Below are 14,925 nucleotides of genomic sequence, written 5' to 3'. Positions count from 1 at the left end.
GAAAATATTCTCTAATAACCTAATATTGGTCCGAGCCATTTTTCGGTTTCCTCAAAGCCCATTCCTTTACGTTTAGCATAGTCTTCCACCTGCTCTTTAGTTATTTTTCCTACACCAAAATAAGTGGCATTTTTATTGGAAATATACAATCCGCTTACGGCAGCTGTAGGTACCATTGCTAAACTATCGGTAAGCGTAATGCCGGTGGTTTTCTCCACATCCAATAATTTCCAAATGGTTAGTTTTTCAGTATGATCCGGCTGCGCAGGATAACCCGGTGCCGGACGGATACCGGCATATTCTTCCTTAATCAACTGCTCGTTGCTTAAATTTTCATTTTTACTGTAAGCCCAAATTTCGGTACGCACTTTTTTATGTAACAACTCTGCAAATGCTTCAGCCAAGCGATCAGCAATTGCTTTCAGCATAATAGCACTGTAATCATCGTGATCTTTTTCGAAACGCTTCACGTGTTCATCAATTCCGATTCCTGCTGTTAAAGCAAATGCTCCGATATAATCTGTTTTATTGCTTTCTTTCGGGGCTACATAATCTGCCAAAGCAATATTGTATTGACCAGCCGGTTTTTTGGTTTGCTGACGAATAGAATGGAATACAGCTTTTACTGACTTTCCATCTTCACTTCTTACCTCTACATCATCCTGATTAATTGTATTGGCCGGATAAATTCCTATCACCGCGTTGGCATTTAACCATTTTTCATCAATCACCTTTTTTAACATCGCTTGCGCGTCTGCAAATAATTTTTTCGCTTCAGCTCCACGTTCTTTATCTTCCAGAATTTTCGGATAAGAGCCTTTCATTTCCCAGCTATGGAAAAAAGGTGTCCAATCGATATACTCTGCGATTTCTTTTAAACTATAATCCGTAAACACTTTGTTACCCAAAAATGCCGGCTTGGTAATGTCTTCTTTAGTCCAATCGATATTAAATTTATTCGCTCGCGCTTCAGCCATGCTGATAAATTTATTTTGCCCTTGAGCATTCTTGTTTTGCTCACGCACACGTTCGTAATCTTTGGCAATTTCCGCTGCGAAATTCTCTTTTAAATCTTTACTGATTAAATTCTGTACCACCGGTATACTTTTACTCGCATCATTTACGTGCACAACCGGTTGAGAATAATGAGGTGAAATTTTCACAGCCGTATGAACCTTAGAAGTTGTAGCGCCACCGATTAATAAAGGAATATTAAATCCTTGTCTTTCCATCTCTTTTGCCACATGCACCATTTCATCTAACGACGGCGTAATTAATCCGCTTAATCCGATGATATCTACATTTTCCTTTCTTGCGGTTTCCAGAATTTTTTCGGCTGGCACCATTACCCCTAAATCTATAATCTCAAAATTATTGCAAGCCATCACAACACCTACGATATTTTTTCCAATATCGTGTACATCACCCTTCACTGTTGCTAATAATACTTTACCATTGTTTTTTTGCGCTTCTCCACTGGCTTTCTTTTCTTCCTCTAAAAATGGCAATAAATAGGCTACGGCTTTCTTCATCACACGTGCGCTCTTCACAACCTGCGGTAAAAACATTTTTCCGCTACCGAATAAATCACCCACCACATTCATACCATCCATTAATGGTCCTTCGATGATGGATAAAGTTTTTGGATAATGCTGACGACATTCTTCAACATCTAATTCAATATAATCAGTTACACCCTTTACTAAGGCATGTGTTAATCGTTCTTGTACCGTTCCCTTTCTCCACTCTTCGTTTTTCTCTTCTTTCACTTTGCCTTTGCCTTTTAATTCTTCGGCTTTGGCTATTAAGCGTTCGGTAGCGTCGTCTCTTCTGTCAAGTAACACATCTTCTACTAACTCTAATAAATCTTTTGGAACGTCGTCGTAAATCTGCAGCATACTTGGATTTACTATACCCATATCCATACCGTGTTTTACAGCGTGGTATAAAAACGCAGCATGAATAGCCTCGCGAACAGTATCATTTCCACGGAAAGAGAAACTAACGTTGCTCACTCCTCCGCTTACTTTGGCATGAGGTAAGTTTTCTTTTATCCATTTGGTGGCCAGGAAGAAGTCTAAAGCATTACGGCGATGTTCTTCCATGCCTGTTGCAACAGGGAAAATATTTGGATCGAAAATAATGTCTTGAGGCGGGAATTTTAATTTGTTTACCAAAATATCATAAGCACGTTTACAAATATCGATACGACGTTGCAAAGTGTCAGCCTGTCCCACTTCATCAAACGCCATCACAATCACGGAAGCGCCATACTTTTTAATCAGCTTAGCCTGCTCAATAAATTTTTCTTCGCCTTCTTTTAGAGAGATAGAGTTTACAATGCCTTTTCCTTGCAAGCATTTTAATCCCGCTTCTATTACACTCCATTTACTCGAATCTATCATCACCGGTACACGGGCGATATCGGGTTCAGAAGCAATTAAATTTAAAAAAGTAACCATGGCTTTCTCTGCATCCAACATTCCTTCGTCCATGTTCACATCAATTACCTGAGCTCCTCCTTCTACCTGATCCCGCGCAACTGCTAAAGCTTCTTCGTATTTTTCATCAATAATTAATTTCGCGAATTTCTTAGAGCCTGTAACATTAGTACGTTCACCTACATTCATGAAATTACTATCCGGACGAAGCGTTACCGGCTCCAATCCGCTTAAATGCATGAGTGAATCTGCCTGTGGCTTTTTACGCGGTTTACATTTTTCCGCTAAACGCGCAATCTCTTTTATGTGTTCCGGTGTAGTTCCGCAACAACCACCTACTATATTTAAAAATCCGGCCTTTAAAAAATCTTCTATTTGATGGCCCATCTCATGCGCGTCTTGGTCATATTCACCAAACTGATTTGGCAAACCCGCATTTGGATACGCACTGATGTAAAATGGTGCTTTTTTTGATAACTCCTCTAAATACGGACGCATATCTTTTGCGCCTAAAGCACAATTTAATCCCACGCTCAATAAATTCATGTGCGATACTGAATTTAAAAATGCTTCTGTAGTTTGACCGGATAAAGTTCTTCCACTCGCATCCGTAATTGTTCCGGAAATCATTAAAGGCAGTGTTCTTCCTTTTTCTTCAAATACAGTTTGAGCTGCAAACAATCCCGCTTTTGCATTTAAGGTATCGGTAATGGTTTCATACAATAGCAAGTCAACACCGCCATCCATTAATCCGCGTACTTGCTCTTTGTATGCTTCTACTAATTCGTCATAGGTCATGGCGCGGTAACCGGGATTATTTACATCCGGTGACATCGACAATAACTTAGTAGTTGGTCCCATTGCACCGGCTACAAACCTTGGTTTGCTGGGCGTTAGTTTGGTATAATCATCGGCTGCTTTACGTGCTACTTTAGCGGCCGCTAAATTCATTTCATAAACATATGGCTGCATATCGTAATCAGCCATAGAAATAGTTGTGCCACTGAAACTATTTGTTTCAATGATATCTGCTCCTGCTTCCAAATACTTTTTATGAATTTCTTCAATGATATCCGGACGCGTCATACACAGCAAATCGTTGTTTCCCTTCAGGTCTTTGTGAAAGTTTTTAAACTTTTCTCCTCTGAAATCTTCCTCTGTTAATTTGTATTGCTGAATGAGTGAGCCCATTGCTCCATCAATTACCAATACGCGTTTTTCTAATTCTTGTTCTATTGAGGCCATATGCATAAAATAAAAAATCCCTTCAGGTTATTCCGGAAGGGATTAGTTGTATAATTGTTTTATTGTAAACTAATTTATTTCCGGCTTATTTGCTTCCGGCTATACCGGAACACGATTTCCCACCTTCTATTAGTTTGTAGTTTTTAGCTCGTAGTTCGTAGATGTACTCTACCAACTCTGAACTGAGAACTACCAACTATCTAGGGTTGGTAAGGCTTCATCGGGCGTGTCCCTCTGCCTTTCGTAATAAGCGTTGTAAAGAACTTACACAAAGATAGTACTTTTTAACTATTCCAAAAATCACTAGTTTAGGGCTAAATACGTTAAATAATGAAAAAATTGCTTTTGATAGTCTCGTTGATTTGCTTGAGCTGTGGACTTAACGCTCAAAGTAACGGCCGTAATGCTGTTATTGAAAACATGAAAAAACAAGAAGCGGCCTGGAATAGTTTTGATATTGAAGGTTTCATGAAGTATTATTGGAACAGCGATAGTTTGAAATTTATCGGCAGTAAGGGTATTACGTATGGCTGGAAAAATACGCTCGAAAATTACAAAAAAGGCTATCCCAACCAGGAAGCCATGGGGCAGCTTACTTTCACCAATTACAGTATTGAGCAATTAGGGAAAGACGCTATTTATGTGATAGGAAAATGGTACTTGAAAAAGAAAGACAAAGATGTTGGCGGTCACTATACTTTACTCTGGAGGAAAATAAAGGGCGAGTGGGTTATCGTAAGTGATCACACGAGTTAGTTTAAAACCATTATTTTACTACCCAATCATTTTATGCAAAATTTCCTGGGCGCTCTTCGCAATCACTGTACCCGGACCAAACACAAAACTTACACCCGCTCTAAATAAAAAGTCGTAATCCTGTTGCGGAATTACGCCGCCGGCTACTACCATGATATCTTCGCGACCGTATTTCTTTAATTCTTCGATTACCTGAGGTACCAATGTTTTATGTCCTGCCGCTAAGCTGCTAACACCTAAAATATGAACGTCGTTCTCTACAGCTTGTTTGGCCGCTTCAGCAGGTGTTTGAAACAACGGACCGATATCCACATCAAATCCCATATCGGCAAAACTAGTCGCAATTACCTTTGCACCACGATCGTGCCCGTCTTGTCCCATTTTTGCAATCATAATACGTGGACGACGGCCCTCTTTCTCAGCGAATTTATCCGCTAACTCGCGTGCCTTTGCAAAATCTTTATCCATACTGATTTCTTTACTATATACTCCGGCAATAGAACGAATGTTGGCTTTATAACGGCCGTACACTTGCTCCAACGCAAATGAAATTTCTCCGAGCGTGGCTCTTACCCTTGCCGCCTCTATTGACAGTGCTAACAAATTGCCTTGTCCGCTTTTTGCAGCTTCAGTTAATGCAGCTAAGGCCTTTTGAACTTCCGCATTATTTCTTTCCGCTTTTAATTTATTCAAACGCTCTATTTGCTGCTGACGAACTTTCGTGTTGTCAACTTCCAGAATTTCGATGTTTGTTTTTTCATCGGTTTTAAATGCGTTAACGCCAACGATAATATCTTTACCGCTATCTATGCGCGCTTGCTTTCTTGCTGCCGCTTCTTCAATACGCATTTTCGGAATGCCGGTTTCAATCGCTTTTGCCATTCCACCTAATTCTTCCACTTCCTGAATTAATGCCCAGGCCTTATGTGCAATTTCATTGGTCAAATACTCTACATAATAAGAGCCCGCCCAAGGATCCACTACTTTGCAAATATTGGTTTCCTGCTGCAAATAAATTTGCGTGTTACGTGCAATACGCGCACTGAAATCCGTTGGTAAAGCAATGGCTTCATCTAAGGCATTCGTGTGTAAGCTTTGCGTATGACCCATAGCAGCAGCTAAAGCTTCAATGCACGTACGCGCAACGTTATTAAATGGATCTTGCTCAGTTAAACTCCAACCACTTGTTTGGCAATGCGTGCGCAACGCCATCGACTTCGCTGATTTAGGATTAAATTGTTTTACCATCTTTGCCCATAACATACGGGCAGCGCGCATTTTCGCAATTTCCATGAAATGATTCATGCCTATCGCCCAGAAAAACGATAAACGCGGCGCAAAAGCATCAATATCTAATCCCGCTTTAATACCGGTACGAATATATTCCAATCCATCCGCTAAAGTATACGCCAACTCAATATCTGCAGTTGCTCCTGCCTCTTGCATGTGATAACCACTGATAGAAATAGAATTGAACTTCGGCATTTTCTGAGATGTGAATTCAAAAATATCTGCAATAATTTTCATTGAGGAGGCCGGCGGATAAATGTACGTGTTGCGCACCATGAACTCTTTTAAAATATCATTTTGAATGGTTCCGCTTAATTTATCCATACTAACGCCCTGCTCCTCTGCGGCAACAATATAAAATGCTAATATTGGTAACACAGCTCCATTCATGGTCATGGATACGCTCATTTGATCCAAAGGAATCTGATCAAATAATATTTTCATATCCAATATTGAATCAATAGCAACACCTGCTTTCCCAACATCACCAACAACTCTCTCGTGATCGCTGTCGTAACCACGGTGTGTTGCTAAATCGAATGCAACAGACAAACCTTTCTGTCCCGCTGCTAAATTTCTCCTATAAAAAGCGTTACTTTCTTCAGCCGTGCTAAATCCAGCGTATTGACGAATCGTCCACGGACTTTGTACATACATACTTGAATACGGTCCGCGTAAAAACGGAGGAGTGCCTGCACCGAAACTTAAATGTTCAAGACCTTGTGTATCCTGTGATGTGTAAACAGATTTAAGTTCGATTTGCTCCGCTGTTGTAAATGTGGAAGAAGCAGCTTTCACCGAAGGCGAAGTGCTTTTATATTTTATGTTAGAAAAATCTTTACGCATAATTTAGTTCGATGCTAATGGGTTTGCCGACTTAAAATTTTCTACCTCGAAGGATTTTGCCAAACGTATCGGACGAATGGGTGTGATTTCTGCTTGCGAATTTTTTACTGATAGTCCTTCAGGAACTGCAGCAACCTTCTCAGCTTTGTTCTGAAATTTATTTACGCCAACTAAAACCAACTTTCCTTCTTTAACTTCATGAATTAGCGTACTCACACCTTCCGAAATTAAAGTCTGAATAAAATTATTTTTTAAACACGCGATGAATCCACCTTTCGCTTCAATAGACTTGAATTGTTCCCAGGCTTTTTCTGCCAATTGGTCGGTAATACTTTCAATGTAATACGAACCCGCCGCAATATCATTCACCTTGTTTAAATAACTTTCGTCTTTTAAAATGTGCTGCTGATTTCGTGCGATGCGCGATGAAAACTCATTCACTTCGGAGAAACCTTCATTATATGGCAGTACACTTAAACTATTAGCACCTCCTATCACGGCACTCATCGCTTCTGTGGTAGTGCGCAACATGTTTGTGTAAACATCCATCACACTTTTATCCAACTGTGCAGTTTCAGCGTGAATATGAAGCGGGAAATTAGTGCCATATGATTCCTGCAACAACGCGACAAGTTTACGGAAAGCGCGCAGCTTAGCGATTTCAGTAAAAAAATCAGGAGCTATCGAAAAAATCGCATGAATAGTTTTGTCTTTTAAATTTCCTTTTTCATTGAGAAAATGAAAATATTCATTCACATGAGAAAGCGCGAATGCTAATTCATTTACGGTGCTGGCGCCGGCCTCTTCGTATAAACTCGCGTTAATCGGAATGTGAACTAATTTATTCAGCACCTCCATATCCGCTTCCTGATTGTCGTGCCACTCTCCATAATAGGCATACAAACAAATCGGGTCAATGTTTACGAAACATTTTAATTTATTTTCAAATGCGTTTTTAGTTCCATATATGCTTTTTAAATCTTCTAATACATGTAAAGCGTCATTGCTAATAAAGAAATTAGAATAAATGTGCTCCAAAGAAATATCCTTGATTAATGCAGCTGTATTAATTTTTTGATGAATGTAGAATGAGAGTCCGGATGCTCCGTTTTTTAAAGCGTTAATCGCTCTCTGATTTGCCTGCTTTTCATCCTTAACCAATATGTGTTCACAGATATCCCAATCCGACTCGCTAAACAGCGGTTCTTTTTTTTCCTTAATGTCCTCTGTAGTGTAAAATGGATTTACTGAAATTCCATTATGTGTTTTCCAAATGAGTTGATTGAAATCAATTCCCTTCAGATCCTTTACAATCTGATCCTTCCATTTCTGACTGTTGGTTCCTTCAAACTCGGTAAAAAGTTTCTGCATAATTAAAATATCTGTGCAATTTCTTTCTTAATGTATTCTAAAGCAATTTCGTGCGGTAATTTTTTCTCCACGTTAGCAGCAATGTTTAAAATCATCATAGCTAATTCGTTACTCGGCGCATCCGGCGCCACTTTGCTGGCAGAAATATTAATGAGTTTAATAATTTCTTCCTTCGAAGTTTTAACTAATTCCCAAGAATTATGAGAAACAAAAATTTGCTGAGAGATGTTGTGTTCATACTCCGATTTAATGGCCTGCGTTAATTCTGTTTGTAATTGACGGGCATTCATTCCGTGTTTGTGCACACGAATTACTAAATTATTTGGATTGATGCGCTCTAAAAAAATCACGATACGCTCATACGCTTGAATTTTTTGTGGCGTAATCATATTTTGCGCGTTTTTCTTTAATTCGTGATCGCGACGTTTCTGCTCGTTTTCAAAAAAACGTTTCACTAAATAATACACGGCCAAAAAAACAGCGCCCGCCGGTAAAATAATCTTTAAAATCTCGATAAATGCTTCCATAAATTGCAAAGGTTAGTTTCTAAATTTCGTGATTTTTTTGCTGATTTTACTATACTTTTATTTAAATATTTGTGGCAAATTTGATAGCAAAATTCTACTTCCCGTCCTGAATAACGCATTAACTGACAAATAAATACAACAATAGCGAAAATACTTACGGGTTTTTATGGAAATCATTGGTATTTAACATCTAAATAGAAAAAGAAATTATGGCAAAAATGAAAAAATTGATAACCGTAGTATTAATCTGCATTGCTACCGGCATTATTTCCATGGGCTTTTTTAGCCATTATTTCACTAAACCAATTGAAATTATGATAAGCAAAGGCGACAATTACGAAAAATTATGGAAACGTGTAGACAGCTGTGAAAACAAAGGATTAACTGAATCGGCACTCAAAATAGTAGAAGCTATTTATGCTAAAGCAAAAACGGAGAACAACGCGCCTCAATTTGTAAAGGCCGTATTGCACCGCATGAAGTTTGAAAGTGTAAAAGAAGAATTTTCGTTGGAAAAATCAATCGTGAAGTTGAGGGATGAGGCGGAAGCTTCCAAATTTCCGGTAAAACCTGTTTTACAAAGTATTTTGGCGGATGCCTATTGGCAATATTTTCAAAATAATCGCTGGAGATTTTACGAAAGAAGCTCCACCGTTAATTTTAAAAATGATGATATCACCACATGGGATTTAAAAACCATTACCGATGCAACCATCAAAAACTATAAAGCTTCCTTAGACAACGCTGATAGTTTAAAAAGAACTAAAATTGATATTTATGATGAAGTGATCGTGAAGGGAACAAAAGAGTGCCGCCAATGGCGCCCTACACTCTATGATTTCCTCGCACATCGCGCCTTAACTTTTTTCTTAAACAGTGAGCCAGACATCACGCGTCCTGCAAACCGTTTCACCGTTAACGATGATATTTATTTGAAGGCCTATCCGGAGTTTGTAAATGCCAACATCACAAATCCGAGTGATAGTTTAGAGACAAAATATTACGGTTTACGATTATTGCAAGACTTAACACGTTTTCACCAAAATGATTCTAAGCCCGATGGATTAATTGACGTTGAATTAATTCGTTTGGAGCATGTGTATAATGAATCGCAAAATTCTAAAAAAGACACACTTTACTTCAGCACATTAAAAGGTTTGCAATCGAAATTTGCTTCCAGTCCGCGCGTTACTGAAATCGATTATAAAATCGCCAATTGGTATTTACAAAAATCTTCTCTTTATAAGCCTTTAGCAGGTGATGATTTTAAGTGGCATAAAAAAACCGCTAAAGAAACTTGCCTTGAGGCTATTAAAAAGTTTCCGGATTCTTATGGTGCTGCGCAATGCAAGAATCTTATTTCAAGCATTGAGGCAAAATCGATGAACCTAAGCATTGAGGAGGTGAATGAAATCAACAAACCATTCCGCGCCCTTATCACTTCAACTAATTTAAACAAACTTTATTTCAAAGTTGTAAAAACTTCGAATCTTGAATTAAGAAAAATTCACCGCAAAGAATACGGCGAAAAATTATATAACAAATTACTATCGTTACCAGTGGTAAAATCATTTGAGCAGGAAATTCCGAATGATGGCGATTATCAAAGTCATAACCTCGAAATAAAAATGCCCGAATTGCAGGCAGGTTATTATATGATTTTAGGCTCTGTAAATCCTGATTTTAAATATAGCAGCAACCTTGTTTCTTATGCGCAGTGCATTGTTTCAGACATAGCCAGCATTGAACGTCGCAAAGAAGACGGTACTTACGATTTCTATGCTTTAAATCGTCAAACCGGTGAGCCATTAAAGAACATTCAGGTTCAATTGTGGCATGAAAAATACAATTATACCATTCGTGATTATGAGATTAAAAAAGGCGAGAGTTTAAAATCGGATGATAAAGGTTATTTCAACATTAGTTATAAAAACGATAACGATCGTTCTTTTTTCGTTGAATTAATAAATGGAAATGATACCTACTTTAACAACAATAGTTACTACACGTACAAGCCTTACGATAACCAATACACCCAGATACGTTCGCATTATTTTACTGATCGTGCGATTTATCGTCCCGGACAAACCGTTTATTTTAAAGGCATTGTTTTAGAAGGTAAAAACAACGACAATTTCAAAATTAAAGCTAACTATCCGGTTACCGTTGTATTTTATGACGTGAACTATCAGAAAATATCCGAACAGAACTTAACAACAAACGAGTACGGTTCGGTAAGTGGACAATTCATTGCGCCGCAAGGTGTATTAAACGGACAAATGCACATTACCGACGGACATGGCACCGCTTATATTTCGGTTGAAGATTATAAACGTCCGAAATTTGAAGTGAATTTTAATCCGGTAGTTGGTTCTTACAAAATCAATGATGAAGTTACTGTTACAGGTTTAGCCAAAGCTTACGCCGGTAATGTTATTGATGGCGCTAAAGTGAGTTACCGCGTAGTTAGACGCGTTAACTACCCGTATTGGTGGTGGTGGTACCGTCCGTATTATACCCAATCGCAAGAAACTGAAATTACAAATGGAGAAACCATAACAAACGATACCGGCACTTACATCATTAAATTTAAAGCATTGCCTGATGAAAGTGTTTCGAAGAAAAGCCAGGCAACTTATCAATACGAAATTTATGCTGATGTCATAGACATTAATGGAGAAACGCATAGCTCGCAGGCGTATGTAACGGTTGGTTATCAGGATTTACAATTAAATGTGGATGCTGATGATATTATTAATCAAAACGAAATAAAACCAATCAGTATACGCACTAATAATTTAAATGGAGTAGCCGAAGCAACTAAAGGAAGCTTTGTAGTTTATCGATTAAAGCAACCCGAAAAGGTTTTTAGAAATCGTTTATGGGCCCAAGCCGACAGACATATCTTAACCAAAGAAGAATATTATAAAACCTTTCCGAATGATTTGTATGCGGATGAATTAAATAAATATAAATGGGAGAAAGAAACCAAAGTGCTTGAAAAAGCTTTTGACACCGGCAGTAAAACAGAATATGATTTAGCCGCCGAATTAAAATCTCAAAAAGCAGGTCAATATGTTATTGAAGCCATTTGTAAAGACAAGTTTGGTGAAGAAATAAAAGCTTTCCAATACTTTACTTTATTTAAAATGGGAGGAAATGAATCTCCGGAAGTAAGTCCGCAATGGTTTTATACCGACAAACACAAAGCAGAGCCGGGAGAAAAAATATCGTTTATTCTGAATTCAGGCTATTCTACAAATTATCTCAATGAGCTGGAACATAAAGGGAAAATTGTTGATTCCAAAATGATTAATGCCTCCATGAAGCCAAATGATATTTCGGTGGTTGAAGATTACCGCGGAAATGTTTCTTTTCACACTACATTTATAAAGAACAACCGCTTTTACCATCAAAACAAAATCATTTCTGTTCCTTATACCAATAAAGAATTAGACATCGAATTTTCGACGTTCCGAAATAAGTTATTACCGGGACAAGAAGAAGAATGGAAACTCACGATTAAAGACAAAAAAGGTGATAAACAAGTGGCGGAGTTAATGGCGGCCATGTATGATGCTTCTTTGGATGCTTTTCGTTCTAATTATTGGTATCTGAGTGTGTATCAAAATTACTATGCGCGTTTAAATTGGAGCAGTGCTATCGGCCGTCAGACTAATTCGAGTGAATACAATAATTTACCGCATGATTACGCAAGTGTACCGTCGCGTTACCACGATTATCTTAATTACTTCGGCTTGTATTTTTATAGTAATTATGGCTATGGCAGGGGTTACGCCGAAGAAGGTGCTATGCCATTGGCAGCCGCAGAAATGGATGCGAAAAGCGGTGATGAATCACCGGTTGAAACTAAAAGCGCTGCTCCAAAAAAATCGGTGATGCGAGAAAAATCCAAAGCCGACAAAAACGGTGAAGCAAAAGAAGAAGAGGCTAATGATGCAACAGCAACCGGTGTTGGCGGTATAGCACAAAACGCGGGAGGAAAAGACGGTAAAAAAGGAAAAGAAGACGAACTGGGTAATGTAAAAGCAAGAAGCAATTTTAATGAAACAGCTTTCTTCTTCCCTGCATTGGAAACAAATGAAAAGGGCGAAACTGTTATCAAGTTTACTGTGCCAGAAAGTTTAACCAAGTGGAAAGTGATGGGATTGGCGCATACAAAAGATTTAAAAATCGGTCAATTCCAGAAAGAAGTGGTTACTCAAAAAGATTTAATGGTAATGCCAAATGCGCCGCGCTTCTTCCGCGAAGGCGATAAAATGACTTTCATTTCCAAGATTTCTAATTTGTCGGGAAACGAATTAAAAGGTAGTGCTGAATTAAAATTATACGATGCTTTAACCGACAAAGAAATTTCTGCGCAAACTATTGAAGCCTTACATGGCAATTTCCCAACCATTGGTTTCAGAGAATTCTCCGTAAAGAAAGGCTTAAGCACCACTATAGAATGGAACATCGCGATTCCGGATTATGTTCAGGCTATTAAATACAAAGTAGTAGCAAAAGCCGGAACCTTTAGTGATGGTGAAGAGATGGCCTTGCCGGTGTTGACTAACCGTATGCTGGTTACCGAAAGCATGCCCCTGCCAATTCGCAGCAATCAAACAAAGGATTTTTCGTTTGGTAAATTTATTAGTCAGAATAATAATTCGAACACGTTAAAAAATCATTCGTACACTTTAGAGTTTACAGCGAATCCTGCTTGGTATGCTGTTCAGGCGCTTCCTTACTTAATGGAATATCCTTATGAATGTGCCGAGCAAACTTTTGCTCGCTATTACGCCAACAGTTTAGCGTCGCATGTAGTTAACTCCAAACCAAAAATTAAACAAGTATTTGATACCTGGAAAATGATGAATACCGATGCGCTTGTGTCTAACTTAGAAAAAAACCAGGAATTAAAAGCTTTATTGTTAGAGGAAACACCTTGGGTATTAAATGCAAAAAGCGAAAGCGAAAATAAAAAACGTGTAGGCTTATTATTCGATTTGAATAAAATGAGTAATGAGTTAAGTCGTGCCTTCCGCAAACTAAAGAAAGCACAAACTTCCAATGGAGGCTTCTGGTGGTTTGAGGGTGGTCCGGATGATTGGTACATTACACAACATATCACCACCGGCTTCGGACATTTAGATAAACTCGGCGCAGTTAAAACTAGACAGGAGTCGGAAGTATGGAACATGATTACCAATGCTGTTGAGTATTGCGACAACCGAATGAAAGAAGAATTCGATTGGATGAAGAAACACAATCCGAAATACAAAACAGAAAACCATTTAAGTTACATGGCAATTCAGTATATGTATATGCGCAGTTTCTTCCCTGATATCAATTTACCGGCTCGTCATAAAGAACATTTTGAGTATTATAAAAAACAGGAGCAAACGTATTGGTTGCAAAACAGTCGTTATATGCAGGGCATGATGGCTTTGAGTTTACACCGTTATGAAGATACCAAAACACCAAAAGACATTTTAAAATCACTAAAAGAAAACTCATTGAACAGTGAAGAAATGGGCATGTATTGGAAAGAGAATTACGGTTATTACTGGTATGATGCTCCAATAGAAATGCAAGCTTTAATGATAGAAGCTTTTGATGAAGTGTTGAATGATACAAAGTCGGTAGATGATTTAAAAACCTGGCTAATCAAAAGTAAGCAAACACAACATTGGGGAACGACGCGCTCAACCACGGAAGCTGTTTACGCTATGTTGCTAAAAGGAAGCGATTGGTTGAGTACAGAGCCAAACGTCGAAATCCATGTCGGGGATATTAAACTTGACCCTAAAACCGATGCCTCATTAAATGCCGAAGCCGGAACCGGATACTTTAAAAAAGTTTGGAAAGATGGCGACATTAAACCACAAAGCATGGGCAAAATTAAAGTGGTGAAGAAAGATGCCGGTGTAAGTTATGGCGCAGTTTATTGGCAATATTTCGAGCAATTAGATAAAATCACGCCGCATGAAACGCCATTAAAAATTAAGAAGCAATTATTCTTACAGAAGAATACAGCTTCCGGTCCGGTTATTGAACCAATTACGTCCGCTACGAAATTAAAATTGGGCGATAAGATTAAGGTGAGAATTGAGTTAAGAGTAGATCGCGATATGAGTTATGTTCATATGAAAGACATGCGTGCCGCAGGCTTTGAACCTACCAATGTATTTAGTGGTTACAAATGGCAGGATGGTTTAGGCTATTACGAAAGCACCAGAGATGCCGCTACTAATTTCTTCTTCTCATGGTTAAACAAAGGAACCTATGTGTTTGAATATCCATTAGTAGTAAATCATTACGGTGATTTTAGCAATGGCGTTACAACTATTCAATGTATGTATGCTCCCGAATTCACCAGTCATAGCGAGGGCATTAGAGTAAAAGTGTCGAAATAATTATGAAGAAAGCCCTGCTTATTTAAAGGG

Annotated in this window: 6 protein-coding genes and 1 riboswitch; of the genes, 2 read left to right on the top strand and 4 right to left on the bottom strand. The window is 38.4% G+C overall.

The window, feature by feature from the left end; translation table 11 throughout:
- Nucleotides 1–11: 11 nt before the first annotated feature.
- Nucleotides 12–3,686 (bottom strand): methionine synthase, encoded by a 3,675-nt coding sequence (gene metH / locus J0L69_02485; GenBank protein ID MBN8692030.1) that lies wholly within the window; start codon nt 3,684–3,686, stop codon nt 12–14.
- A gap of 82 nt (nt 3,687–3,768) precedes the next feature.
- A riboswitch (SAM riboswitch) is annotated at nt 3,769–3,939 on the bottom strand.
- 77 nt (nt 3,940–4,016) lie between these two features.
- Here metH and J0L69_02480 point away from each other — a divergent pair.
- Nucleotides 4,017–4,442: a nuclear transport factor 2 family protein gene (locus tag J0L69_02480; GenBank protein MBN8692029.1), complete on the top strand. Its 426-nt coding sequence runs from the start codon at nt 4,017–4,019 to the stop codon at nt 4,440–4,442.
- Nucleotides 4,443–4,460: 18 nt separating this feature from the next.
- Here the strand turns inward: J0L69_02480 and scpA are convergent, their stop codons facing one another.
- From scpA to J0L69_02465, 3 genes are read right to left on the bottom strand one after another with little or no spacing between them, the layout of a single operon-like run.
- Entirely contained in the window at nt 4,461–6,578 is a 2,118-nt protein-coding gene (gene scpA, locus J0L69_02475; protein ID MBN8692028.1) for a methylmalonyl-CoA mutase, read from the bottom strand.
- 3 nt (nt 6,579–6,581) lie between these two features.
- Complete coding sequence (locus tag J0L69_02470) at nt 6,582–7,949, bottom strand: methylmalonyl-CoA mutase subunit beta (protein ID MBN8692027.1); 1,368 nt, start codon at nt 7,947–7,949, stop codon at nt 6,582–6,584.
- 2 nt (nt 7,950–7,951) lie between these two features.
- Entirely contained in the window at nt 7,952–8,476 is a 525-nt protein-coding gene (locus J0L69_02465; GenBank protein MBN8692026.1) for a hypothetical protein, read from the bottom strand.
- 209 nt (nt 8,477–8,685) lie between these two features.
- Here J0L69_02465 and J0L69_02460 point away from each other — a divergent pair, with 209 nt between their 5' ends.
- Entirely contained in the window at nt 8,686–14,895 is a 6,210-nt protein-coding gene (locus tag J0L69_02460) for a hypothetical protein (protein MBN8692025.1), read from the top strand.
- The last annotated feature ends 30 nt before the right edge of the window (nt 14,896–14,925 follow it).

It is taken from the genome of Bacteroidota bacterium, assembly GCA_017303905.1.
Classification (GTDB): domain Bacteria; phylum Bacteroidota; class Bacteroidia; order B-17B0; family Aurantibacillaceae; genus JAHEYG01.
This window is presented reverse-complemented; position numbering and strand designations above follow the sequence as displayed.